38 protein-coding genes are annotated in these 23,717 nt (G+C 55.6%); 35 read left to right on the forward strand and 3 right to left on the reverse strand.

Annotation, left to right across the window (positions count from 1 at the left end; translation table 11 throughout):
• From L8V22_RS10680 to L8V22_RS10735, 12 genes are all read left to right on the forward strand, one after another.
• A partial coding sequence (locus L8V22_RS10680; protein WP_269966503.1) for a ParB N-terminal domain-containing protein occupies window positions 1-823 on the forward strand: 823 nt, incomplete at its 5' end.
• Window positions 802-1,344 carry a hypothetical protein gene (locus L8V22_RS10685; RefSeq protein WP_269966504.1) on the forward strand — a complete coding sequence of 181 codons (543 nt, stop codon included), beginning with the start codon at window positions 802-804 and terminating at the stop codon, window positions 1,342-1,344. The genes L8V22_RS10680 and L8V22_RS10685, both read left to right, overlap by 22 nt.
• Before the next feature lie 261 nt (window positions 1,345-1,605).
• Window positions 1,606-1,779, forward strand: a complete 174-nt coding sequence (locus tag L8V22_RS10690) for a helix-turn-helix domain-containing protein (RefSeq protein WP_269966505.1) — start codon at window positions 1,606-1,608, stop codon at window positions 1,777-1,779.
• Window positions 1,780-1,886: 107 nt separating this feature from the next.
• Entirely contained in the window at window positions 1,887-2,051 is a 165-nt protein-coding gene (locus tag L8V22_RS10695; RefSeq protein ID WP_269966506.1) for a hypothetical protein, read from the forward strand.
• Window positions 2,029-2,208, forward strand: a complete 180-nt coding sequence (locus L8V22_RS10700) for a hypothetical protein (RefSeq protein WP_269966507.1) — start codon at window positions 2,029-2,031, stop codon at window positions 2,206-2,208. Before L8V22_RS10695 ends, L8V22_RS10700 begins: the two co-directional genes overlap by 23 nt.
• Window positions 2,199-2,495 carry a hypothetical protein gene (locus L8V22_RS10705; RefSeq protein ID WP_269966508.1) on the forward strand — a complete coding sequence of 99 codons (297 nt, stop codon included), beginning with the start codon at window positions 2,199-2,201 and terminating at the stop codon, window positions 2,493-2,495. The genes L8V22_RS10700 and L8V22_RS10705 overlap by 10 nt, the downstream gene beginning before the upstream one ends.
• 258 nt (window positions 2,496-2,753) lie before the next feature.
• Window positions 2,754-3,665, forward strand: a complete 912-nt coding sequence (locus tag L8V22_RS10710; RefSeq protein WP_269966509.1) for a YqaJ viral recombinase family protein — start codon at window positions 2,754-2,756, stop codon at window positions 3,663-3,665.
• On the forward strand, window positions 3,665-3,844 hold the full coding sequence (locus L8V22_RS10715; RefSeq protein WP_269966510.1) for a hypothetical protein: 180 nt from the start codon (window positions 3,665-3,667) through the stop codon (window positions 3,842-3,844). Before L8V22_RS10710 ends, L8V22_RS10715 begins: the two co-directional genes overlap by 1 nt.
• Window positions 3,841-4,044, forward strand: coding sequence for a hypothetical protein (locus L8V22_RS10720; protein WP_269966511.1), 204 nt, complete (start codon window positions 3,841-3,843; stop codon window positions 4,042-4,044). The genes L8V22_RS10715 and L8V22_RS10720 overlap by 4 nt, the downstream gene beginning before the upstream one ends.
• Window positions 4,045-4,893, forward strand: a complete 849-nt coding sequence (locus L8V22_RS10725) for a recombinase RecT (protein ID WP_269966512.1) — start codon at window positions 4,045-4,047, stop codon at window positions 4,891-4,893.
• The gene (gene thyX, locus L8V22_RS10730) at window positions 4,894-5,589 is read left to right on the forward strand and encodes an FAD-dependent thymidylate synthase (RefSeq protein ID WP_269966513.1); all 696 of its coding nucleotides are present in this window, start codon (window positions 4,894-4,896) and stop codon (window positions 5,587-5,589) included.
• Window positions 5,582-6,055 carry a single-stranded DNA-binding protein gene (locus L8V22_RS10735; protein ID WP_269966514.1) on the forward strand — a complete coding sequence of 158 codons (474 nt, stop codon included), beginning with the start codon at window positions 5,582-5,584 and terminating at the stop codon, window positions 6,053-6,055. The genes thyX and L8V22_RS10735 overlap by 8 nt, the downstream gene beginning before the upstream one ends.
• Window positions 6,056-6,346: 291 nt before the next feature.
• Here the strand turns inward: L8V22_RS10735 and L8V22_RS10740 are convergent, their stop codons facing one another.
• A complete protein-coding gene (locus tag L8V22_RS10740; RefSeq protein WP_269966515.1) occupies window positions 6,347-7,048 on the reverse strand; it encodes a DUF3800 domain-containing protein in 702 nt (233 codons plus the stop codon).
• Window positions 7,049-7,138: 90 nt separating this feature from the next.
• Here L8V22_RS10740 and dut point away from each other — a divergent pair, with 90 nt between their 5' ends.
• Window positions 7,139-7,558: a dUTP diphosphatase gene (gene dut, locus L8V22_RS10745; RefSeq protein WP_269966516.1), complete on the forward strand. Its 420-nt coding sequence runs from the start codon at window positions 7,139-7,141 to the stop codon at window positions 7,556-7,558.
• Window positions 7,559-7,711 carry a hypothetical protein gene (locus L8V22_RS10750; protein ID WP_269966517.1) on the forward strand — a complete coding sequence of 51 codons (153 nt, stop codon included), beginning with the start codon at window positions 7,559-7,561 and terminating at the stop codon, window positions 7,709-7,711.
• A gap of 118 nt (window positions 7,712-7,829) precedes the next feature.
• Here L8V22_RS10750 and L8V22_RS10755 read toward each other — a convergent pair whose 3' ends face one another.
• Both L8V22_RS10755 and L8V22_RS10760 read right to left on the reverse strand, forming a co-directional pair.
• Window positions 7,830-7,952 (reverse strand): hypothetical protein, encoded by a 123-nt coding sequence (locus L8V22_RS10755; protein ID WP_269966518.1) that lies wholly within the window; start codon window positions 7,950-7,952, stop codon window positions 7,830-7,832.
• Window positions 7,953-8,267: 315 nt separating this feature from the next.
• Window positions 8,268-8,492, reverse strand: coding sequence for a hypothetical protein (locus L8V22_RS10760; protein WP_269966519.1), 225 nt, complete (start codon window positions 8,490-8,492; stop codon window positions 8,268-8,270).
• Between the two features lie 119 nt (window positions 8,493-8,611).
• Here L8V22_RS10760 and L8V22_RS10765 point away from each other — a divergent pair, with 119 nt between their 5' ends.
• The 21 genes from L8V22_RS10765 (at window position 8,612) to L8V22_RS10860 (ending at window position 23,697) form a co-directional block, all read left to right on the forward strand.
• On the forward strand, window positions 8,612-8,983 hold the full coding sequence (locus L8V22_RS10765; RefSeq protein ID WP_269966520.1) for a putative PDDEXK endonuclease: 372 nt from the start codon (window positions 8,612-8,614) through the stop codon (window positions 8,981-8,983).
• A gap of 89 nt (window positions 8,984-9,072) precedes the next feature.
• On the forward strand, window positions 9,073-9,705 hold the full coding sequence (locus L8V22_RS10770) for an NUMOD4 motif-containing HNH endonuclease (protein WP_269966521.1): 633 nt from the start codon (window positions 9,073-9,075) through the stop codon (window positions 9,703-9,705).
• Window positions 9,706-9,837: 132 nt separating this feature from the next.
• The gene (locus L8V22_RS11710; RefSeq protein ID WP_420840007.1) at window positions 9,838-10,482 is read left to right on the forward strand and encodes an NUMOD4 domain-containing protein; all 645 of its coding nucleotides are present in this window, start codon (window positions 9,838-9,840) and stop codon (window positions 10,480-10,482) included.
• 302 nt (window positions 10,483-10,784) lie between these two features.
• Complete coding sequence (locus tag L8V22_RS10775; RefSeq protein ID WP_269966522.1) at window positions 10,785-11,126, forward strand: hypothetical protein; 342 nt, start codon at window positions 10,785-10,787, stop codon at window positions 11,124-11,126.
• Window positions 11,119-11,415 (forward strand): hypothetical protein, encoded by a 297-nt coding sequence (locus tag L8V22_RS10780; protein ID WP_269966523.1) that lies wholly within the window; start codon window positions 11,119-11,121, stop codon window positions 11,413-11,415. Before L8V22_RS10775 ends, L8V22_RS10780 begins: the two co-directional genes overlap by 8 nt.
• A 79-nt stretch (window positions 11,416-11,494) precedes the next feature.
• Window positions 11,495-12,091, forward strand: a complete 597-nt coding sequence (locus tag L8V22_RS10785; RefSeq protein WP_269966524.1) for a hypothetical protein — start codon at window positions 11,495-11,497, stop codon at window positions 12,089-12,091.
• A 1,055-nt stretch (window positions 12,092-13,146) separates the two neighbouring features.
• Window positions 13,147-13,521, forward strand: a complete 375-nt coding sequence (locus L8V22_RS10790; protein WP_269966525.1) for a hypothetical protein — start codon at window positions 13,147-13,149, stop codon at window positions 13,519-13,521.
• A gap of 160 nt (window positions 13,522-13,681) precedes the next feature.
• Window positions 13,682-14,005, forward strand: coding sequence for a P27 family phage terminase small subunit (locus tag L8V22_RS10795; RefSeq protein ID WP_269966526.1), 324 nt, complete (start codon window positions 13,682-13,684; stop codon window positions 14,003-14,005).
• A gap of 16 nt (window positions 14,006-14,021) precedes the next feature.
• The gene (locus L8V22_RS10800; RefSeq protein ID WP_269966527.1) at window positions 14,022-15,575 is read left to right on the forward strand and encodes a hypothetical protein; all 1,554 of its coding nucleotides are present in this window, start codon (window positions 14,022-14,024) and stop codon (window positions 15,573-15,575) included.
• Window positions 15,576-15,588: 13 nt separating this feature from the next.
• Window positions 15,589-16,926, forward strand: coding sequence for a phage portal protein family protein (locus L8V22_RS10805; RefSeq protein ID WP_269966528.1), 1,338 nt, complete (start codon window positions 15,589-15,591; stop codon window positions 16,924-16,926).
• Window positions 16,923-18,371: a head maturation protease, ClpP-related gene (locus L8V22_RS10810; RefSeq protein WP_269966529.1), complete on the forward strand. Its 1,449-nt coding sequence runs from the start codon at window positions 16,923-16,925 to the stop codon at window positions 18,369-18,371. The genes L8V22_RS10805 and L8V22_RS10810 overlap by 4 nt, the downstream gene beginning before the upstream one ends.
• A 12-nt stretch (window positions 18,372-18,383) precedes the next feature.
• Window positions 18,384-18,800: a hypothetical protein gene (locus L8V22_RS10815; RefSeq protein ID WP_269966530.1), complete on the forward strand. Its 417-nt coding sequence runs from the start codon at window positions 18,384-18,386 to the stop codon at window positions 18,798-18,800.
• 29 nt (window positions 18,801-18,829) lie between these two features.
• Window positions 18,830-19,777, forward strand: coding sequence for a phage major capsid protein (locus tag L8V22_RS10820; RefSeq protein ID WP_269966531.1), 948 nt, complete (start codon window positions 18,830-18,832; stop codon window positions 19,775-19,777).
• On the forward strand, window positions 19,777-20,109 hold the full coding sequence (locus tag L8V22_RS10825) for a hypothetical protein (protein ID WP_269966532.1): 333 nt from the start codon (window positions 19,777-19,779) through the stop codon (window positions 20,107-20,109). Before L8V22_RS10820 ends, L8V22_RS10825 begins: the two co-directional genes overlap by 1 nt.
• Window positions 20,110-20,127: 18 nt before the next feature.
• On the forward strand, window positions 20,128-20,553 hold the full coding sequence (locus L8V22_RS10830; RefSeq protein ID WP_269966533.1) for a Gp19/Gp15/Gp42 family protein: 426 nt from the start codon (window positions 20,128-20,130) through the stop codon (window positions 20,551-20,553).
• Window positions 20,550-20,918 (forward strand): hypothetical protein, encoded by a 369-nt coding sequence (locus L8V22_RS10835; RefSeq protein WP_269966534.1) that lies wholly within the window; start codon window positions 20,550-20,552, stop codon window positions 20,916-20,918. The genes L8V22_RS10830 and L8V22_RS10835 overlap by 4 nt, the downstream gene beginning before the upstream one ends.
• On the forward strand, window positions 20,908-21,207 hold the full coding sequence (locus L8V22_RS10840; RefSeq protein ID WP_269966535.1) for a hypothetical protein: 300 nt from the start codon (window positions 20,908-20,910) through the stop codon (window positions 21,205-21,207). Before L8V22_RS10835 ends, L8V22_RS10840 begins: the two co-directional genes overlap by 11 nt.
• Window positions 21,197-21,628 carry a hypothetical protein gene (locus tag L8V22_RS10845; protein WP_269966536.1) on the forward strand — a complete coding sequence of 144 codons (432 nt, stop codon included), beginning with the start codon at window positions 21,197-21,199 and terminating at the stop codon, window positions 21,626-21,628. Before L8V22_RS10840 ends, L8V22_RS10845 begins: the two co-directional genes overlap by 11 nt.
• Before the next feature lie 70 nt (window positions 21,629-21,698).
• Window positions 21,699-22,523: a hypothetical protein gene (locus L8V22_RS10850; RefSeq protein WP_269966537.1), complete on the forward strand. Its 825-nt coding sequence runs from the start codon at window positions 21,699-21,701 to the stop codon at window positions 22,521-22,523.
• A gap of 137 nt (window positions 22,524-22,660) precedes the next feature.
• Entirely contained in the window at window positions 22,661-22,999 is a 339-nt protein-coding gene (locus L8V22_RS10855) for a hypothetical protein (protein WP_269966538.1), read from the forward strand.
• Window positions 22,999-23,697 (forward strand): hypothetical protein, encoded by a 699-nt coding sequence (locus L8V22_RS10860; RefSeq protein ID WP_269966539.1) that lies wholly within the window; start codon window positions 22,999-23,001, stop codon window positions 23,695-23,697. Before L8V22_RS10855 ends, L8V22_RS10860 begins: the two co-directional genes overlap by 1 nt.
• The last annotated feature ends 20 nt before the right edge of the window (window positions 23,698-23,717 follow it).

A 23,717-nucleotide genomic window follows, 5' to 3' on the forward strand; every position in this document is an offset into this window, starting at 1 on the left:
CCAGCGCGACCCTATCACTGTTACTTCTGACGGCATTCTAATTGATGGGCGTAATCGCTGGGAAGCGTGCAAGCGCTTAGGAATTGAACCGGCGATAAAGGTTGAAGATCCGGACGAGGTCGGTGCGTTCGTTCGCTCACGTAATGAGCGCCGCCACCAGTCCACCGGTTCCCGCGCTATGTCCACAGCGCTTTCCCTTGACCATGACGGGAAACGCAAGAACGGGCGATGGGAGCGCGGTTCTATAAATCAAGATCTTGATTTATCTCGTGGATGGAAAATGGCGCTGTCCCAAGCTGGTCTTGTTCTTGACCTTCTGCCTGACCTCGCATGGCAGGTTGTGGATGGAACCGTTGCCCTGGATGATGCATACAGGCGAGCTTGCCACGAGCGTGATAAGCGCGAAGCAGAGCAGCAGAGAATACGCGAGGAAGAAGAGCGCGAAGTCAAAGAAGAAGCCGACGCTGTCCGCTACTTCCGAGAACACCCCGAAGCCAAAGCGTGGCTCGACAACAAACCAGAAGGTTCCTTCGACACCATGCGTGAAGCATTCAACGCACGCATGGCGGCAGACCGAAAAGAACGCATGGCTGAAGAAGCCCGCCGTCGCAAGGAAAAGGAAGCGGAGCGTGAGCGCCTAGATGTTCTTAAACGCTCTGCCGCATTCGTGAAGTCCTTTATCTCCGGATTTGATACCGCGTACACCATCGCCACCGGACAACACCATGACAAACAGGGCGTGCTCGACATGCTCGAACCATCAGACAAACAGCGATTCATCAACATTATGGAGGCGATGACATGGCCAAAGACCCGTCCCTAGATTCCCTTGACCAACTACTCAACAAGCGCATGACCGCGTTTCGGCATGAGCGCTACGAGCCGGGAAACCCTGAACAGATGAAGTGGTTGACCAGAGCTGTGAACTCAGTGTTCGGAGAACTAAGCGCTGAAGAACGTGAACTACTTGTGAAAGACCTCGTTCTGAGTCGCGCCCGCACATTGGAGAGCGAAGCTACCAAGTCCACTAACTCGCTGCTACGTGACGCCGGAAAGACGGGACAGTTCCCACTGGATTGGTTCGATGATGCGCACCTTCCTATCTCGTTTGAGCGTATCGACGTAAATGATGACGGCAAGGAGTCTAAGACCAGGCTCCGCGTGAAGTTGGGGTATGCGACTGCGGATGATTTCCGTGCGTGGATTGCGACGGAGAAGCGACGCCTCGACCGAGCTACTGCCGCAAGCGATAACGCTGTGAAGGGTTGCCTGGTGATGATTGATGCGCTTGACCAGCTCAATGTCCCATATCTGATGCAGACGAAGGACGAGGATGTGGCTTAGCCGAGCTTGCACGGCTTATTTGCGAGTAGCGCTACTAGCTGCCGCCCCGGTGCGAGGCCGGGGAGCGCACTAGGGGTGGGTGTGGCGCTTGACTTGGCGTCGTAAGTGAAGGTTGCGGTAATTACCACTGGCCGCGCCTGCACCTACCCCTTAATAAGACATAAGTGCGGCCCCCTACGAATTGGGAGTGTGGGGGCCGATCGTTGAGGCCCAGTGAGGTGGGCCTTTTTTAGTACGACACTCAAAAAAGGGAGGTCTGTTATGGACACTACCACATGGTTATTGGCTGATGAGGCAGCTGAGTACATGCGGATGGACCGCGACACTGTGTACAAGTACCTGCAGCGCGGGGAGCTGGAGGGCAGAAAAGTTGGCAGGAAGTGGCGTGTGCGCCGTGATTGGTGCGACGCCTTTTTGATGGGGGAGTCGGTATGAGCTGGCTGAAAAGCCTGCTGCGCCGTCGGAAGCCCCGAACCCTGAAATTCACAATCTACTGGAGATAAAAGATGCGTCAGATTACGCACGCTGAGGCGAAAGCCCACATGACTGATATTGAGACCCGCCTGAAAACCATCTACCAACTGGCGCACCTACCGGAGAAAACCCGCCGCCAGATTCTCACCCTTGCTGGTGGTGCTAACAACATCGCCGGCCAAATCGCAGCCCATGAAAGGAAAGTCCGCAATGCACACCCAAACCACAAATAACCGCCCGGAGCGCCGCGAACCAACCCATAAGGAGTTGGCGTATTGGCAGGACGTTGCCGCCAAGCGTATCCGCCTGTGCTGGGCCACCGGCGCGTTTGGCTTCATGATTGGTTTCATCTTCTGCTTTGTGATTTCGGTGCCACCAGTATGGATGTAAAGACCCGAATCAGGAAAGACCGAGAAGCAGGCCTGTGGAATATTCACGACCAGGACCTCACCTTTCCAGCCACTAGCTGGGGCGAGGCGATGCATTTCGTACACGACCTGCGCCGCCATCGTGCCCACGAGCAGGTATTCACCACGCAGCAGCTAGTCGCGGAAGAGTATCCGCATTTCGTGCGTCTACTTGGCCCTGCACTCGCTAAACAGCGCCTAGCCACGGTTTACGGCGTGAAACGAAAGACGATTGAGGATTACGTCAGGAAGGGGTCGAAATGCGCATAGAGCCAGCCAGATTCCGGGAGGGGTTGTGGTGGGTGAATCTTCCAACCCCTACCTCGTTTACGTCACGTAAAGCCGCGAATGAAGCCCGAGACCAGTTCAAGGAAGAGTACGGATGCCTGCACCTAGCCTGTGACGAATTGGGCACTGATGATATTGGTTTGGGGTTTGGTTTCCGCTTTTGTGAGCGCCATGCACGGAAAGCAAAGAAGATTCTGAGCAGGTCAAACCGGGGGACTGCGATTTTTAGGGGAGCGTCTTTTGAAAACATTTAAGCCAGAAAATGAGGAAGCGTGGTTCGAGTTCCGCCGCCAGCACCTCACCTCAACGGAGCTAAGGGACCTGCATTTAAGCAGGACCGCTAGACAGTGGCAGGAGCTACGCGAGGAGAAAGAAACAGGCAAGCGGTGGGGCGGTAATGACTACACGGTTTGGGGCACTGGCCGTGAACCCGTGCTGGCTCCGCTTGTGGTGGAGGTTGACTCCCGCCTTGTATATAACGCCGACCCGCAGACCATCATCATCAACCCCGACGATGAGCGCCTGTGTGGCACCCCGGACTTATTCAGTGAGGACGGGGAGGTCATTGGTGAGATTAAAACCGCTAAACACCAATTCACTGGTGGGTATTGGCATGATTGGTGCCCCGACGGGTACTACCTCCAAGTCCAGGCAAACATGTGGCACACGGGTGCCGAGGCGTGCGTGCTGCTGGTGGAGTACTACCAGGAGCAGGACGGCCAGTTCAGGCCCGTGGAGTACGAGTACAAGGTAATCCACTATGACCCCAAGGTGGTGGAGGGGATGCAACGCACCGCCGCGCAATGGTTCGCGTGGCTTGATGGTACTACCCCGGATTGGATGGGTGAGGTCACCAGCCTAGAGGACGCCGACGATGTAGAAGACCTAGTGGCGCAAATTGGTGCCGAAGAAGATGAATTACGCTCCTTGAAAGATTCCATTGAGGAAAAGCGCGCCAAGCTACTAAAACGCCTCGGTGATTCGTACGCGGGTACTCATGCCGGCTACAAGGTGAGCGTGTCCACGACTAAGGATTCGAAGACTCTTGATTCCAAGGTGCTGAAGTCGGCTCACCCAGACATCTACCGCGAGTGCTGCACAAAGGTACGCCGTGGCTCCACCCGCCTACGACTCACAAAGGTAGTGAACTAATGCCCCTATTCGCACCAGAGTCTACATACCCCACCAAAGACCAAAAGAAGCGCGCACTCAACCGCGCCCAATGCGAAGCCTTCGACTGGATGCGCGACCACGGGGACACGTTCCCCAAACTGCGTGACCTCTACCAGCAAATTCACGACCAAGTAGACCAGGAACGAGAGAACCTATGAACAAGCCCAGCGACATGCCCTACCGGCGCCTAGAAGTTGCACGAACAGCCACCGACGCCAACTACGCCGCCCTGACCGCGTTCGCAGACCAAGCCATCTACCTCATCCAGCATTTCACCAAACACGGGCATGACCTAGAAACAGCCCTCGCCCTCACAGAAATCACCCTCGACCGCTTCGATGATGAAAGGAACATCTAAATGACCAACGAAATCGCGAAATTCAACGAGCAGGAAATGACGCTCATTGAGCAGCTAGGCTACCAGCAAATCCCAGCTAATCACCTAAAAATGTTCTTCGCCCGCGCTGAAGCATTGGGCCTGAACCCACAAGACCCGTCGCAAATCGCCCTCATTGAGCGCAAGACGAAGAACGGAAAGACCTACACCCTCCAAGTCGGTATCGGCGGAGCGCGTCGAACAGCCCGACGTATCGCAAAGCAGGAGGGCGGCACCTACCGCGAAGGCGACTGGATGTACAAGGGAATCGACCAGTCCACCGGGCAGGAGACAGAATGGCGCGACACATGGAACGTGGCCCGCATGGGGTACCCGGAGTTCGCCAAGGTCATTGTGTACCGAGACGGTGAACCATTCCCGCATGTCGTTACTTGGGATGAGTCCAAGCAAACCTGGGGCCGGGAAGGAAACCTAACGCCTATGTGGGATGCGAAGCCAACCTTCATGCTGGGAAAGAACGCCGCCGCCGGCGCTTTCCGAAAGGCATTCCCCGACGAACTAGGGGATGTGTACTTCGATTCCGAGAGCTTTGTAGATACAACGGAGCCTATTCGCCAAAAGGCCACTCGCCAAGACGTGGCTGCACAGGCGCTTGCCGCCCCGGCGCCGAAGAAGAAGCAGGAACCAGAATCGCAGCCGGCGGTGGAGGATGACGACCAGTTTGTGCGGGACGTAAAGCAGGCCCTCGCAGAACTCACCAGCCCCGAGGCAGTCACTGACTTCATGCAAGAAATCCGCGAAGACGCAGAGGTCCCCCAAGCCATCCTCGACCTCGGACGCACCCGCTGGAACGAACTACAGGAGCAGTAAATGACCAACATTGTCACCCCGCAGGTTCACCTGCTTGCCCACACTAAGGTGGATGAGAAGGCAATTAGTGAGTGGATGAGTATTCAGGATGCTTCCACGGATGCGGAAACGTTGCTGACTATGGCCGGGCGGAACTGCTACCGCAGCTTCCACCGCCCTAATGAAGCCACCTACAACGACGCGGACTACCTGCGCCGCACCCTAGGCGAACAATCTCATTGGTCAATTGCCGAGCACGCTACCGCCACCCTGTACTTCACTGGCGTGTCCCGCGCATTCCTCACTGAGTTAACCCGCCACCGGCACCTATCATTCAGCGTCGAATCCCAGCGCTTCATCAACGCGAATGACGCGAATGTAGTCATGCCGCCGGCCATGCGTTACCTCGATGAGGAATCGAAAGAAAAATTCCTTTGGCGTGTAGACGAAAGCATCACCGACTACAAGGACGCGCAGACCGTCCTTAACTACCTGCCTAAGAAACAGCGCAACGAGGCAGCCCGCGCCCTACTGCCAAACGCTGTGGAAACCCGCATGGTTGTGACCGGCAACCTCCGCGCATGGCATGAGGTAATCCAACGCCGCACACAGCCCGACGCGGATGCTGAGATTCAGGAAGTCATGCGACTAGCCCGCGAAGCCCTGCACACCGTATCGCCCATCATCTTCCCAACCGAAAAGGACAACAATGAGTAACGACATCACTATCAGCGGCAACCTCACTAAAGAACCACAGCAACGCTTTACCCCCAACGGCAAGAGCGTGGTTGAGTTCACCCTTGCCCACAACACCCGCCAATACAACCAGCAATCCCAGCAGTGGGAAGACGGCGACCCCACATTCATCGATGTGACTTTCTGGGGAAAGAAGGGTGAGAACTTCCTGCAGGACTACACGCAGAACGGTAAACGCCCCGTGGTTGTACTCGGCAGTCTGAAGCAAGACCGCTGGGAGGATAAGAACACCGGCGATAAGCGCTCCAAGCACAAGATTAACGCCGACGAAGTCACCTTCATCCCACGCGGACAAGGAGGCGGCGAGCAACAGAATCAGGCGCAGCAGCAGTGGAACAACGCCGCCCAGCAGGGCCAGACAGCCACCAGCGGCGCATGGTCCACCCCGCCGGCACAAGCAGGCCAAGACCAGACACCGCCTTTCTGAGGTAAACAATGACCACACTCATCGACCTACTATCCGCCTACGCCTACACCCCAGACGGTGGCGTAGCAGACCCCAACCACCCCATATACCCGCTCATCTGGGCACTGAAACTCATCGCCTAGACCCCACCACCTAACCCCGCCAGCTAGGACCTCCACAGTCCACAGGCGGGGTTGAGTATTGCTTTCTTTGACGGATGTTTATATCATCGTCAGTGTAGTGATTGTATAGGTATACAACACCACATCGCCTTAAGCCGCTGTCATCCTTTGATGGCGGCTTTCGTGCATCCTAAGGCCAAATTCTAATTCGACCAGCTTCTTTTATCGAGTCTAACCGACTCCACATATTGTTCTGGAGCTTCACGACCTTAGGGTTAGTTGAAGGCTTAGAGATGATTCTATTGGCTATGTAAGTGCACAAATCAGCCGCCTGTAAACCCCATTTAGTTTTGGAATCGTAAAAATCGAATGATTCCACTCTAGCCAGCTTGGATGGTTTATACCCGAATGTCCCATCAGTTCGGTATTTGATGAAGTTCTTTCTAGATTCTTCCGCCGTGTAATGGTCATCAAGTAGGACATGGGACTTTTCTTCGTTCCAAGTGCAGAACTCGTTTATCCGCTCGAGGGTGAAGCTAATGGCTAAATCTCGAGGGTCAAATGGGCGGACGTACCGCCTCTCTTGCTTACTTCGGTTGATGCATTCTACGAACAGGGCAGAGGCGGAATCGTTAATGATGCTAAGTGCCCGATTATAAATATTGATGCTCAGACGAACATGCATGTGCGACCAGTCGCCTTTTTGCTGCATTATTTCGTAACCATGAAGCTCTTCAGTGCCTTTGAGGTGGCCTTTCTTCGCCTCTGTAGAGAGCAAATCTGACAGTCCTGCTTCAAGCCGGGATTTACCCTCTTCATCAAATATGAGTGCGGACAACAGATAGTAATCATCATTCTGAGAGGCGGATTCGTCGACGTAAGAAAACAACACTGAACTTCATTCTTTCAATTTGAGGCTCCTACAAGGATACCTGCAGCCGACTGCACCTTGTGGAGCCCCTTCTTTTATGTAAGGAACCCAATGCTTTATTACTCATTAGATAAGGATGCTCATCAGCCTCGGTTTGCTTATGAGGGTGATGCCGGCATGGACCTCGCCCTATCCCACGACCTGACGGTGCCTGTAGGGGCGCACCGTATGGGCGATACGGGAGTGCATGTGGCTATCCCCGAGGGGCATGTGGGCATGTTGTTTGTGCGCAGCAGCACCGGGATTAAGCGGAATCTGGTGCTGAGTAACGGCACCGGCATCGTGGATAACGGATATAGGGGCCAGGTGAAAATCAGCCTGCATAACACCGGCGACAAGACTCAGCACATCACCGCCGGCGACTACATCGCACAACTCGTAGTAGTCCCCATCGCCACCAACAACATCGCCGAAGTACCCGCCCTCGACAACACCCAACGCGGCGAAAAAGGAATCGGAAGCAGCAACTAAATGCCTACCCACCGGCAGCGTGAGGACATGCGCGCATACCTCGAATCCCGCGACTTGTACTGCGCCAAACCAGACTTCCTCGACGCACTCATACACCTATTCCAATCCATAGAGAAAGGAGGAGAAGACGATGCCCCGAATCAGGACGATTAAACCCGAGTTTTGGTCCTCGCCGGATGTGGCAAAGGCGTCTGCTGTGGCGCGCCTGGCCTACATCGGGATGTGGAATTGGGCGGACGATTACGGGCGCGGAACCCTCAACTTAAAGGAGCTAGAGGGGTTCATTTTCCCCAACGATGACATCAAAGAACTTAGCGTAGGAACTTCCGAGAATTTCCGCCGCGTCGTGAAGGAAGTTGTAGACACCTTCGGAATCATCATTTATGAGGTCCACGGACGCACCTACTACGCCATCCCAACATGGGCGGATCATCAGCGCACAGAACGCAAAGCTAAGTCTAAATATCCGGCCCCAGAAGACGGCGAAAACGTCTCTGACCAGTGGAGTGACGGAAGTTCCTACACTTTCCTACGCACAGCGTCGGAAGTTCCTACACAAGGCGGCGGAAGTTCGCGGAAACCGGAGCATAGGAACAGGGGAACAGGGGAACAGAGGAACAGGGGAAGGGAGGGGGTTAAGGAAACCAGTAACCCTACTGGTGGACAAGAACCCAACACCGAAAACCCCCAACCTCAAAATCTGGACGAGTTAGCGGCGGCTCACGCCGCACGCACTCGATGCCCCAAGCACCAACACATCCCAGCCGGCGAATGGGTCGAGGAAGATTGCCGCGAATGTCAGAAACTCCGCCAGGGCGCCGAAGCCGAAGCCGAAGCGGAACGGGAAGCCGCCCTCAAAGCCCGCCAAGAATGCGACCTGTGCGACCCCAACGGCATGCGATACGCCAACGGCACAGCCCAACGCTGCAACCACAAGACGGAAACAGGCTCAAAAAGGCCCCCAGAAGCCCCACAGACGGACGAACACGACACCCGCGGGCAATCACCCCAGAAACACAAACCAACCCCGCAGAAGCCAAAGGAACCACCATTTTGAGCAGAACACGAAAATCAGCCAAACAAGCAGGCGCACGCTTCGAACGCCTCATAAGCGACTACCTACGCGACAACCTCGACGACCGCATAGACCGAAGAGTCAAAACCGGGGCGAAAGATTGCGGCGACATCGCCAACGTCCGCGACTCACACAACCGCCGCATCGTCATCGAAACGAAGGATTATGGCGGCAAGCTCAACCTCCCCCAATGGACCAAAGAAGCCCACACCGAAGCAGACAACGACAACGCCCACGTAGGCCTCGTCATAGCCAAGCGAAGGGGTACAACCGACCCCGGAAAACAATGGGCAATTATGGAAGTCGAAGACCTTATAAAACTACTTAAAAGCCCAGGTAATGTGCTATAATTGGAGGAATAAGAACGGCCCCTGGGAGCGCGCCAACGCTCAACCAGAGGCCTAACCCACTCACTTGAGCAAGCAAGGAGGGGCTAGAGGTGAACTCTACCCAAAACATGCCCGAAATGTGGAAACCAGTAGTCGGGTACGAAGGGCTGTACGAGGTCAGCGACCTTGGAAACGTCCGCAGTGTAGACCGAACCGTCATCTACAAAACTGGACAACCCCGCCACTACAAGGGACAAACTCTCAAACTCAAACCCGCCCACGGATACTGGCGAGTTGAACTGAATCGGAACGGCAAACCTGCCTGTTTCCAAGTGCACCGCCTAGTGCTAGCAGCATTCGTCGGCCCACTGCCCGAAGGCAAGGAAGTCTGCCACAACAACGGCAACCCAGGAGACAACCGTCTCGAAAACCTGCGGTACGGAACCAGAAGCGAAAATCAACTCGACCGCGTCAAACATGGCACCCATCACGAAGTGCGCAAAACCCACTGCCCACGCGGCCACAGGCTGGCCGACCCCAACCTACGCGCCGACCAAAAACGTAAGGGGAAGAGGGTATGCCTCGCATGCGGACGCGCAGCTGCATACGTCTCTTATCGAAAGGAACTCAAACCGTTTAAGAAACAGCTCGCAGACAGCTACTACGAACAAATCCTCGGCTACGCAAACGAAGCAACCCCACCCGGCGCCCACATCACCATCACATGGAAGGAAACCCAATGATTTACCCCTGGCCCTATGACGACACAGACGAACCCAACCCAGACGAACAAGAAGAACTCGAATACGACCCCTGGCAAGACCGCGCCTACGAACTCTGGGCAGACAAATAAACCACCAACAAGGAGAACACCAATGACCCAACCAACCCGCCAAGACATCATCGACGCGCAGCTCGCCCGCCAATGGGCGGAGACTGGTGATAGCGCGGTACGACTCGAACAGTGGCAACCGATACCCGGTTGGGAGGACAGTCACGAAATCAGTTCGACCGGACGGGTACGAACGAAAACGCGCCGAGTAGTTGCAAAGAATGGCGTTTCTCGCCAAGTGAGGGGGAAGGAACTCGTCGTTTCCTCCCGCCCCAACGGCTATCAATTTGTCGCTCTTTGGCGGGACAACAAGCCGCACCAAATCTCAATTCATCGCGCCGTTCTGTCTGCGTTTGACAGACTTCCGAACCAGGGCGAAGTTGGAATGCACTTGGACGATGACCCCACGAATAACTCGATTGAGAATCTTCGGTGGGGTACTACCTCAGACAATGTTAGGGATTGTTCCGCTAAGCGGCGGCACAACAAATCCCGGAATGATCATTGTCCCCAAGGCCACGCACTAGCTGCGCCGAACCTTGATCCTTACCAATTGAATCGTGGTGTCAGAATGTGTGTAGCTTGCCAGAAAGCGCACCGTTATATTCGTCGCCGCCCGCACCTTAAACCGGAGCTGAAGCGCATTTCTGACGGTTACTTTGATGCGATTGCGGGTGGTGAAGCATGACCCCGACCGGTAAGCGCTACACACTCACAGAGGTGCAGGAATGATTACCGCCGCAATCATCGGAGCGATCGTTTGTTGCGGAGCAACTATTGCGATTACCGCGTCCGAACCCGAACCTTTTTGGAGAGCAGCTGCCATAGTTGCTGGTGCGACGTTGGCAGGAGCAGGCCTAGGAGGTTTTGTAGGGGCTGCTGCGGACTCCGGAGATGACTGTCCGCCAGGCACAGTAGAAGCCGCAGAAAGCAACAACCTTTACACAGGCTGTGTTCCAGTAGAACTAGCAAAGAAGCAGGTAGAAACCAATGACTGACCTCACCACCACCCACCTGAAACACCTACTCGACCAATCCACACCAGGGCCGTGGGAAACAAGAGACTCCGGCTGCATCACCAGCCAGCACGGAGAAGTGCTATGGAACGCAGACCAGGCAGTCGATTGGAGCAGGAACGACCACGACGTAAACCTCGCATCCGCAGCCCCACAACTCGCACAGGAAGTAATCAACCTACGCGACGCGCTCGGATACCTCGTAGAAGAAACACGGCTCGCCGCCGAAAATAGCGACGATGTAGTAGTCCAAAAGCGAGTAGCCGATGCCATAAAAACCACCGTCGCAAAAATCCAAGGAGACCACGATGAATAACCAAGACCGGGCGGCAAAAGCAATCAAGTTTGCGGCCGCACGCGGCTACACCCCCGAACAGATCGCCACGCTGCTAAACGAACTTAACCTACTCGCACCAGACCTACCAGAGCCTTCTCCCGGCACAGACGGAGCGCTGATATGGCACAACGGAGAAGTTTGGCTGGAAGACAACGATACCGACGTTTATACAGACCTGCATAGCCCCTTTGATTGGATGACTACAGACCAAGCCCGCAACCTCGCCCACGCCCTACTCGCAGCAGCCAACTACACGGAGGAAGCATGAGCCCCACTCCCCACGCCCACTAGCCCACACACCACCAGGCCCCGCACACCGCGGGGTCTTTCGCTTTTCAGGAGAAAGCATGACCAACGAGTTTGAACTCCGCGACACAGCCCGTGAACTCAAACACCACTACCTTCAACTACACGCCCTCAAACACACCACACCCAACCCACCCGAGGTCAAGACCCGCAACGTTGTTAAAGGCTTGGGGCCGAAGTCGCCCGGCAACTGGCTATGGGTAAACCGCTATGTAGAGATGGAGCAAAACCTTCGGGAACTCTGCCTTAACGCCTTCGGCACAGACGGCATAGGCATCCGCATACACGACGGAGACCTATCAGCCCCCCGCCTATGCCACCTCATCGCATGGCACGCACAACCCCTATCCGAACTGGACTGGGCAGCAGACCTCATGCAGGAGCTTGAGGACCAGGCCCACACCATCAACAAATGGTGCAACCCACCCGAACCCAACACCATCGCCAAACAACCCGAACCCAGACACGGAGCAGAACACATAGCACGACAACTACGAGCACGCGGCATACCCACCACCGCCGACACCATCCGAGGATGGGCAAGACGCGGCCACATCACCCGCACCACCATGCCCAACGGACGCGGAGGATACCTACTCACCGAAGCACTCAACCACGCGAAAAAGGAAACGAAATGACACGAGTATCACAACACGCTCACGCTATGAACAAATGGGAAAACAACCTAATCCGGCAGGGGACCCCACGAGACAACAGCTACGCCCTCATCCTCATGCCGAAACCTTGCACCATCGAAGAAAGCAAAAAGGTTGTAGACCTAATCCGGTACGCTTTCCCCGGCTCGTCAATCGACGCGAAAGTCAAACAAGGAAGTGACGAACTGCGATATATCAAAGTCAAAAACGGAGACAGGTACACGCGAATCCACCCAGGTAAAATTGCCGTAATCAACCCGTCTAGCAATACAGTAATTGAAATGTACCCATCAGACGCTGACGCCCTATTCAAGGTCGAAAAACCTTAGACTCAAGGAAACCAAATAATGGGAGGCTAAATAATGCACGTGCCCACAAATGATGTATAATCGACGCGACGACAAGTTATGCCCTCAACACAAACGTTGGGGGCATTAATCGTTTTAACCAAGTCTTGTCGCCTGACTCACCACCTATCCACCAGGACAAATTCAAACCCCGAGTGCAGGCCACCGGCTCAAGACCGGAACAAGACACCAAGCCTTGTAGCCACCTCACCCTTTAACCGTCAATAACGCATTGAAAAGTTAAAGCAACTCTGAGCAACAACCTGAGGCGCAGGCCGCTGGCTCACGACCAGAACAAGGCACAAAGAAAGGAGACTGGCCCCATGACCATCCACATAGTCACGGGGCCTCCTTAGACCCGCAGCTGGCAAATCCACCTACATACGAGAACACCGCAAACCCGGCGACATCACCATCGACTACGACGAACTCGCCAACACACTCGCAGGACTAGAACCCGCAAACCACGAGCATGAAACGCACATCAAAAGCGTCACACAAAAAGCACGCCAAACAGCAATAGACACAGCCATCAACAAACACGACGGCACATTCAACATCTGGATAATCCACTCCACACCAAGCACCAACCTGCTAACCAAATACCAAGAATCCGGCGCGGAAATAATCACCATCGACCCAGGCAAAGACATAGTCATGTCACGCTGCAAACAAGAGCGCCCCAAACACATGCTCAAAATCGCAGCCGCCTGGTACGACAAGAAAACCAAAACACCCAAAACAACAACAGAGCGCGGATACGGCACACAACACCAAAAACAACGCCGAATACTCCTCGCACGCCACAAAGACGGCACACCATGCCCAGAATGCGGCAAACCAATGTACAAAACCGCAGCCAAAAACTTCGACAACGCAGCACTCGAAGCCGACCACGGACCAGGCAGCGCGCTGAAATACGCGGAGAACAAGCAGACCACCAAAGCCACCAGACTCCTCCACCGCACCTGCAACCGCTCAGGCGGAGCATGGGACCGCCCACGACCCACCCACACGGGGGCAAAAATTGACAAACCAAACGGAAACGGATTCATCTGGGCGTGAAAAAATAAAACGATGGGGGCCACCAAGAATCTTAGGCCCCTTCCCTTTCTGACTCCCCCTTTGGCCCCGCTCAGTCAGAAGATCTCTCTCCGCACTGAAATTTCGTGATTTTTGGGGCCTGTATGGCCCTCTGACGGCCTGTTAGGAGGTTGCCTAGGCTATGACCCTTGACGAGTTAGAGGAAGGTTTAGCGGACGGTAGGGAGCTGAATGAGTTTGACGCTCGTGCTGTGAAGATTGTGGCGCAGTTGATTGGGCGTGTTCGTGAAGCTCGCATGATTATCGCCGAGGAAGGGCCTGTTGCGGCGAAGGAGTCGGGGGAGCCGATTGAGCATCCAGCAGTGAAGGTGGAGCGTATGGCTTCGGCGGAGATTCGTGGCTGGATTAAGGAGCGCCCGGACTTGTTTGGTCAGCGTTCTCATGCTTCGAAGGAGGATTCTGGACCGAAGGGCGATAAGTTCGGCGGTTTCAAGCTGGTGAATTAGATGTTGGAGGTGTCTGATGGGTAAGCCTGATTGGTTGATTGGGTGTCAGACGCCTACTCATCAGAATGTTCCTACTGGCGATGCTGAATTTGCGGAGCGTGCCTGCGAGTTTGTCCGCTGGGCAGGTCTTGACTTGTACCCGTGGCAGGAGGACCTGCTGCGGGATACGCTGCTGCAGACTGATGAGGGCATGTGGTCCTCACGTGAAGTGGTTACCGCACTAGCTCGCCAGAACGGTAAGGGAACTTACCTTGTAGCCCTGGAGCTGGTGGCTATCTACTTGTGTGGTGCGGAGCGCATCATGCACTCGGCGCACTTCTTGGATACTGCCATGGATGCGCGTGACCGCCTGTGGGATGTTATTGAAGCTAACCCTGCTCTTATGGAGTGGTGGGAGGATGAGCATCCGGGCGAGTTCCCGAAGCCGGTGCTTGGTAATGGCAAGGATGCTATTAAGTTTCCGAATAAGGCGAAGATTTATTACCGCACGCGCACTAAGAAAACTGGTCGTGGTTTGTCGTTTGACTGGTTGATTTTTGATGAGTGTTTTGACCTCCCTAATGAGGTTTATGCGGCGATGAATAACACGACGAAGGCGCGGCCTAATGCGCAGAAGGTGTTTATTTCGTCGCCGGTGAATATTCGTGAGCATTTTCATGGTGCGATTTTCTCTGCGAAGCGTTGGGCTGCGTTGGATGGTGCTGACGGCATGCTTTTTAAGGAGTGGTGCCGTGAGGAGGATGATGACCCGTTTGATGAGGCGACGTGGGTTAAGGCTAATCCGTCGTTGGTGAATGAGCCGCGTCCTGGTGTGCAGTTGGATGAGGTTCGTTCTGAGGCTGCGTCGGCTCGTGGCTCGGAGGCACTGTTGGAGCCTTTCTTGGTGGAAACACTGGGGCAGGGCGAGTGGGTGCCTCGTGATGGTGATGTGGTTGATGACTTTGTTCCGGTTATTGATTTTGAGGCGTGGTCGTCTGCGTCTGCGTTGATGCCGTCTGCGTTGGGGGAGTCTTGCCTTGCTGTGGATGTAACACCTGATGGTGAGTCTGTTGGTGTGGTGTCTGCGGCGCAGTGGGGGGAGAAGGTTTATTTGTCTTTGGCTCCGTATGAGGAGTTTGACCGTGCCCTGGTTGTGGACAAGGTTGGTGCGACGGTGAAGTTGAATGACCCGTCTGCGGTGGTGCTGGACCCTTCTGGGCAGTGTTCTACGTTGGTGGAGCCTTTGCGGGGGATTGGGGTGGCCCCGGAGACGTTGAGCGGCTCGCAGGTTTCGAAGGCGTATGAGTTGTTTCTTCGCATGTGGGCGGAGAAGCGTATTGCGCATGATGGTTCGCAGCGTTGGTTGGATGCGTTGGGGGTTGCTGAGGAGCGTTCTAAGAATGGGCGTTATCGCAGTCTTGACCGTTATTCCGGTGATGTGACTGTTCTTGTGGCCGCGTCGCTTGCGGTGTGGGGGTTGCAGGAATTTGGTGTTGGTGATGTCGAGGTTGATGTTAAGCGCACCCGTCATTACGTGAGTGCGGCGCGTGCTGTGAAGAGGCAGCGTCGTGTGTCTGAGATGAGTTTCTAAGGAGGTGGCCGGCATGTCTGGTTTGAATGTGCGTGAGGTTGGCCATGCGCGGGCCACCCGTAACTTTGCGCTTGCGGAGGATAATTGGGAGCTTCGGTTCCCTCATTCCGCTAAGGTGTTTGCGAAGATGGGGCGTGAGGATGCGCAGGTTACGTCGGTGCTTCGTGCGGTGACGTTGCCGATTCGTCGTGCTACGTGGTTTGTGGACCCGAATGGTGCGCCGGATGAGATTGTTGCCGCTGTGTGTGAGGACCTGCGGCTGCGTGCTAAGGGTGAGGACCCTAATAAGCCGTTTGCGCCTCGTACTGGCCGTGTGTCGTGGGAGAAGCACCTGGAGCAGGCGTTGAAGGCTTTGCAGTTTGGGCACATGTTCTTTGAGCAGGTGTATGAGCCTGGCTTGGATGGGCGTGAGCATTTGGTGAAGCTGGCTCCTAGGTGGCCGGGCACGATTGACCAAATCAACGTGGATGATGATGGTGGCCTGTCGTCGATTCGGCAGACCCCGCTGGCTTCCCGTTCCCGTGTGGATGATGCGCGAACTATTCCTGTTGACAGGCTTGTGGCTTATGTCTTTGATGATGAAGGGTCGCAGTGGCTTGGTAAGTCGGTGCTGCGCCCGGCTTATAAGCATTGGAAGCTTAGGGATTCTTTGCTGCGGCTGGAGTTAAACACCCTGGACCGTAATGGTATGGGTGTGCCTGTGTATACGGGTTCGGATGTGGCTGCTGACCCGGATAAGGACCTTGAGGATGGTCAGTCCATTGTTGAGGGTTTTCGTTCTGGTGTGCATTCTGGTGCGTCGATTCCGACCGGTGCGAAGTTGCAGTTGTTGGGTACGTCTGGGCAGCTTGTTAGTCCGCGTGAGGCGATTAATTACCACGATTCGATGATTGCTAAGAGCGTGTTGGCCCACTTCCTAAACCTTGAAGGTAAGGGCGGCTCTTACGCTTTGGCTGAGACCCAGTCTGACCTGTTTATTCAGTCCCTACAGACCACGGCGGAGTGGTTAGCAGATATTGCTACCCAGCACGTGGTGGAGGACCTGGTGCGTGTGGCATTCCCAGAACACACTGGCCTGGTGCCGCGGGTGACGTTCGACCCGATTGCCTCTAAGAAGGAAATCAGCGCCGCGGACCTTGCTGGTTTGAAGAATGCCGGGTTGATTCTTGGCGATAAGGACCTGGAGGAGGACCTGCGTCGCCGGTACACGCTGCCGCCGAAGCAGAAATTGACCGACGCGCTGGAGTCCAAGAAGCAGCGTCAACAGCTTGAAGAGCAGATGGGTGTCACGCTGAGTTCTCAGGACGAGATACCTACCGACGTTAAACCCGTTGAAGAACCTAAGGAGTGAATCCGTTGAACGAGATTCTTATTTATGGCGATATTGGGTTTGAGGTTCAGGCTAAAGACATTGTGGCGCAGCTGAATGAGTGCGAAGGCCCGATTAATGTTCGTGTCGATTCGTTTGGCGGCGATGTTTACGCAGGAATCTCGATTCTTAATGCGCTACGTCGTTACCCCGATGTGGTGACGGTGTATGTGGACGGTATGGCCGCATCCGCGGCGTCGTTCATCGCTGTTGGTGGCGCGGACCGTCTTATCATGTCGCCTAACTCGAGCCTGCTTATTCATGGTGCGTGGTCACAGGGCATGGGCAATTCGGAGGAGATGGCGCAGCTTGCCTCCGACCTGAATCAGATTACAGATAACCTCGCCACCATTTATGCCGAGAAGACGGGGCAGGAGCCTGCGTATTGGCGTGAGCTTATGAAGAAGGACACTACTTTTACCGCTGAGCAGGCTGTTGAGGCTGGGCTGGCGGACGCTGTCGCCGAGTTTGAAAAGTCAGCTAAGGCTGAGAAGCGTCACGCTGTGATGGCGTCGGGCCGGTCTAGGTTCGCTAAACATGCGGGAGGTCGTGGTGTTCCTGATATTGAAACCCGGGCTGCGGCTCCGCCGCTGTCTGTCACCCGGTCGGAATCGGGGGACAACACAACTATGCCCAGTGATGGGCAGGAAGGAGATGCTATGAGCATCAAGAATCTCGCCCAAGAATTGGGCGTGCATCCGGATGTGCTTCGTGAGAAGCTGTCCGGCTTTTTTAATGAGGAGGTCACCGTGACCGCCACTGTTGACCTGACCTACCCGGAAGGCACTACTGTTGTGCCAACTGGTGAAGTGCAGGTGGCTCCAAACGAGGACGTCCCGGCTGGTGTCACGTTCGAACTGTCCAATACCCCAGAGGGTTGGACTGGTGAGATTGCCGAGGACACTGGTGCCCTTAAGGTGACTGCGCCGGCCAATGTTGAACCTGATACTGAGGTTCAGTTCACTGTTGCTGTTAACGGTGGTTCTGGTGAGCCGGTAGAGCTGACCGTTCCTGTCACGGTGAAGGCCGCGGCTAACACTGAGGAAGAAACCACCCAGGAGACCGCCCCGGAAACTTCCGCACCAGCGGAGGACACCATCACCCTGGATGCTGAAACCTACGCTGAGCTGAAGGCCGCTGCACAGCACGGCTGGAAGGCCATGGAACAGCAGAAGGAAGCAAGCCTCGTAGCCGAGGTGGATGGCTGGATTAAGGAAGGCCGCATCTCCGCCGCACGCCGCACTAAGGCCATTGCGGCGATGAAGCGTGACGCTGAGGCCGCTCGTGACATCTACGGTTCTAACCCTGCTGGCACTATCCCGCGTGCGGAGATTGGCTACGGCAAGGACACGGAGCCGGATGAGGCTAAGACCGTGCGTGCGAAGGCCGACAAGGTTGGCTTCCTGACCCGTAAGAATTTTCACTAAGGAGAAGAAGTAATGTCGAATCCTACTTTCCGTTCCGGCCCGATTAGCTACAAGGCCGAAGAAGATGTCACTAAGTTCCGCCTCGTACAGGTAGGCGAGAACGGCGTTAAGCATGCTGCGGCTGCTGGCCCCGTATTTGGTGCCGTCACTGAGAATGCCAATGCCCCTAAGGATGAGCAGGCGGAAAACACCCTGGCGCTCGGCGCGCCGGGAATCGTTGCCGTGCATATCGGCCCTGCCACCGTGCCGCTCGAGGTTGATGGTGCCGCTGCTGAGATTAAGCAGGGCGCTGCGGTGTATGCCGCCGCTGACGGCAAGGTATCCACCTCTGGCTCCCTGCTTGTAGGTGTCGCCGCCCGCAATGGCGACGGTAAGACCGTGCGTACCACCCTCGTGACCCCTGTTATTGCTCCGGCATCTGCGGGCTAACCCAACTTTTCTGAAAAGGAGAAATAAGAATGAGTGAGCTTATTACTAGCGCCTACGATGGCCCGAAGCTGACCGTGTCCGAGATGATGGAGGACCCGACCTTCATCCCTCAGCGTGTTGTTGATGGCCTGCAGGGCCAGTTCCTGGAGGACCTGTTCTTCCGCCAGGCTGAGGCGAATAAGGGTGTTGTGGCTTTCCGTGAGGCCGCAGCTGAGTATCTTGCTGATGATGCTGAGGAAATCGCCGAGTTTGGTGAGATTCCTGTTTCCGCCCCGGAGCTTGGCCCGCTGCGTGCTGCTTACGGAATTAAGTCTGGTGAGGCTATCCGCATTTCCTACGAGATGCGCAACGAGAATAAGGTTGACCAGGTTAACCGCCACATTCAGGCGCTGGAAAAGACCGTTATTCGTCACGGTATTAACGCGGTACTTGGTGTGTTTGAGTCCGCTAAGATTCCTGAGCTTCAGGCTTCCGCACCGTGGACCGGTGGCGACCCTGTCAAGGATGTTTTCGACGCTGTGGAGCTGGTCCAGTCCGCCCATGAGGGTGATGACCTGAACCGCCAGTTCGACTATGAGCCGAACACCATCCTGCTGCACCCGGCTTCTTACACGAAGCTGATTCGTAACGAGCAGATGCAGAAGTACTACATTGGTGCCGCTGCTCTGGATAACCCCATCTTCCTGAACCAGAATGGTGATTCCATCTTTGGTGGACTGCGTGACACGGAGCTGTTCGGAACTCTGCGTGTGGCTACCTCCCGCCTGATTGAGCCGGGTAATGCCTACGTGTTCGAGGCTCAGGGTGTGGGCTTCAAGTCCGACACCATGCCGCTGACCGCAACTCCTCTGTACTCTGAGGGTGGTCAGTCTGAGCTTGGTGGCCCGACCATGTCCTGGCGTTCTGACCTGGTGCGTAAGCGCGCTATCGCGGTGGATAATCCGAAGGCTGTCGTTAAGCTGACCGGTATCGCCTAATGGTTAAGGTCACGTTAGCGAAGCATTGGAGCCCGGAGGATAAGTTGTATTCTCCGGGCGCTGTCGTTGAGGTGGATGATGAAACGGCTCGGTGGTTGGACAGCTGCGGTGCTGTTTCTCATGCGCCTGATAAGGCTGAAAAGAAGCCAGCTGCACGTAAACCGGTAGAAAAACCCACCGTAGAGGACAAGCCTGTGGGCAAACCCGCTAAGGGTGATGTTCCTCGCCCGGCTAAGGCCGCATCTCTTGATGAGTGGCGGAAGTACGCGGAGGCGCAGGGCATTGTGACTAAGGGCTTGTCGAAGAAAGATATTATCGCCGCTACTCAGTAGCAGTTAGGGAGGTTAGCCGTGCTTGATATTGACGTAGAGTATGTGGCTGACCGCCTACCGCGTGAGCTGACCGAAGCGGAGAAACAGCGCCTTGAGGTTCTCATTGATGATTCAGTGGAGCTGATTGAGGTGGCGTTTCTTCGTGCTGGCCGTGACTTCCACGCGGAGCTGGAAACAGTCCCGTGGTTGGAGGCTGCGGCGCGGCGCGTGGTGCTCGAGATGGTGTCTGCTGCGACTTTGGTGGGCACTAATACTGGCATGCGGTCTATTTCGTCCACTACGGGTCCACAGTCGGATTCGGTGACGTTCTCTGATGTGGATTCCGTCTCTTGGGGCGGTGTTCGACTCACAGACGAGCTGCTGAAGCTTCTTGGCCTGTGGCATCGTGGTGCCCGTGGCAGGTTTCCTCGACCGCGGCGTTGGCCGGAGAGGTGGTCACCATGATTCGCCCAGACCAAGCCGGTGAGCCTATTACGGTTAAGGGCGGCATGGTGGGTCGTGACCATCGTGGCCGGCCTCAGTACGCGCCGGGGCGTGTGATTGAGCATTGTGTAGTATCCCCCGCGGGTGACCAGGTCGTTAAAGGTGACGGGTTTACCCATGGGGATATTTCGAAGCTGCAGGTGCTAGCCCCGCCTGGGACGGTGGTGGCCGATGGGGATACGGTCACTATTCGTGGTGAGGACTATACGGTGCAGCAGCGTAAATCGTTTGATTACAGCGTGGGCAGACGGCCCGTAGTCAGCTGGCACCAGCCGAAGGTCGTGTTCATCGTGGAGCGTGGGGAGGTGAGTGACGGTGTCGCTTAACTACCATGAGCTTTTCTCCCAGATGGCGAAGCAACCACAGGTGCAGGAAGCGTCCCGCAAAAAGGCGGAGCAGGTTAAAAAGTACATTGAACTTCGCTGGCCTGATGTTAATGACCTTTCCTCCCGCGACCGCGCTTTCCTACGTGAGGGTGGTGACGTTGTGAAGGTCACCCGCGCTACCCGTGGCACGAACCGTCCTACGCATGTGGTGACGGTGCGTCACCCTGGCGCTGTTGCTAAGCAGGCTAAGGACGGTTTTCTCACTAAGGCGGTGAAGGATGCTTCCTGATTTTGGGGTAACTCCTGACCCGCCCGCCCTGGTACACAAGCACGTGCTGCGGCTTATCCCGGAAGCGGACCATGACATGGTTCATCTTCACTTCTTGCCGGATGGTTACAACTGTCACCAGGATGGTTTAGCCATCGTGGTCAGTAGTGACGTGCAAGAAGTTGATGATTCCGCCCACTCGCGTGACCTCGTGAAGGTCAGCGTGTACGGGCCGGACCATATGATGGTGCGTCGCTATGGGAGGAGTCTTTACACGGCTTTGACCCAGGGCATTACTGGTGTTGGTCTTGGTGTGTCGCGGTCTGACTCGAAGTTCTTTGGGTCTGGGCCGTCGTATCAGCCAACTGGGTTTGTGTCGACGATGAGTTTGTCGGTCGGTATCGGCAAGCTTTTCTTCCAGTCGCCGGCGCGAACAAATTAATCCGCACATTTTCTTTTGCCACCTCGAAGGTCGGGGTGGTTATTTTTATGTCCTTTGAAAGGGGATAACAATGGCTCAGAATCGTAGCGTTGGCCTTGACCTGCGAGTCCTGGAGGACCGTGAGGTACTGGTCAACTTCTCTGATGACCCGATTATTGATAAGAAGACCGGCGCGTTTGTCGGCGAGTGGGAATCCCTTGGCCTGGAGCCTACTGATTCTCAGCATGGCCACACTCGTGAGGTTTCCTCCAATACCACCAACCTGACCGGTGGCCAGTCCTCCACCTCCTACACCGCTGGCGCTATCACCGCCGCGGTGGATGGTATCGCTGGCTCCCCGGTTATGCGCTACATCGAGAATCCGGGCGCTGTGGTTCAGGATGGCACTACTTACGGCAAGCACTCTGACCAGGTTGCTAAGGGCTATGTGGCGTTTGTTCACAAGTTCACCTCCGGCCTGGTTCGTATCTGGGTGTCCCGTGAGAAGGCTGACCTGGTGGTTAACGAGCGTGTTACCGCTAAGGACCCGCAGGCCCGCCCGGTTCAGATTACGTTCAACAATGGTGACGATGAGCGCTACTACGAGGAGCGTTTCTACATCGTCGGAGAGGATGGCTCTGTGGTCCGCGTTGAAGAGAAGGTCTTCCAGGATGTTGCAGACGTTCAGGCCCAGATTGAGGCTGGCACTGCATTCCACCCGCAGGCTTCTTCCAATGGCCTGACCGCCATGGTTGTTACCGACGATAAGTCTGGTGACGTGACCCTGCATGAGTACGAGAACCCGGAGACTGGAGAGACCGCTACGGGCGGCAATGAAGGCGTTCGCGGTAGCGATGAGCCGTCTGCTCCGTCTGAATCCGGTGAGACCACCGGTGATGCTGGCGCTGAAGCGTAGTTAATTCTTTGATGGGCCTTGCGTCTTTTCGTGGTGATTCCGCGTAAGGCCCTACCTAAGACTTTTTGTCTAGGAATCACCGCCCTGTTTGGCCCCGTAGAGTGCGGGGTCTTTTTAATTCCATAGGAGGAATCACCATGGCACAGAAGAAGAACACTGACCAGGTTGAGGTCGTGAAGAACGAGACCACCAAGAATGCTGGTGGTGAGGGCCAGATTGTTGACGGTATTTACACCGAGCGTGAGGTTGAGCTGATTAATGGTGTGAAGGTGGATATTGAGGTCATTGTTGACCGCGATATGCTGCCGGCGTCTGTATCGTCCTTGGCCCATGAGGGCAATATTGAGGGCATGCTGATGGCTCAGCTGACCGCTAAGACCCGTAAGCTGCTGGATTGGACTGGCGCTACTCGTAAGGACCTGCATGAGGTTATTGGGCCGGTTGTTCAGCGTGCTACGGAGCTGGCTGATAAGTAATGTCTGCCCGGCTGATTCTTGAGGATGAGCCGGGTGCTTGGGTGGAGTTCACCTGCGGTGGGGTGCGTTATCGGGCGCGGCGTGACCCTATGTTTCTCGGGTTTGAGGATTTGGGGCAGTTGCTGGAGAATCCGCGGATTCTTTGGCGCTTGTATGACGAATCATCGCGGGTGAAGTCCATGACTGCGGCCATGCTGTCTGGGGGTCTTTCCGGGCAGTTGAAGGCTTATCTTGAGGCTTGTGGGTTGAGTATTTTTAAGCTCGCCTTGGCTGCTCACGCGGTGGAGGATATTGACCTTCTTGAGGTTGATTTGTTGCGCATCGGCATTGATGTGCGGGATTGGCTCGACCCTGATGGGCCACTGTCTACGCGTCGGGTTGTGGCGTTGTATCAGGATTTGTTGGAGCGCCCGGAGTCTCGTGTTGGGGCTAAACGCATGGATATTAAGCCTGCTGATAAGGCGGCTTTGGCTGTGTCTTTGTTCCAGACGAGTCAGATGGACAAGGGCTTTGAGCACCCATTCTTGAAGTCTCCCAAGGATTTGGAGAAGGAAGCGGAGCAGGCACGTATCGCTGCCGAGAAGCGTGAGCGTATGGGACAGGACAGGCGGCGCGTGTTGTCGGATGGTTCTAGTCGTTCGTTTAAGTCGTCGCAGGCGGAGTCTTTGCGCATGTTGCAGGAATTGAATCCCACCTAAAGGGTGGGGGATGAGAGGTT

It is taken from the genome of Corynebacterium yonathiae (assembly GCF_027570195.1).
In the GTDB taxonomy this organism is placed as follows: domain Bacteria; phylum Actinomycetota; class Actinomycetes; order Mycobacteriales; family Mycobacteriaceae; genus Corynebacterium; species Corynebacterium yonathiae.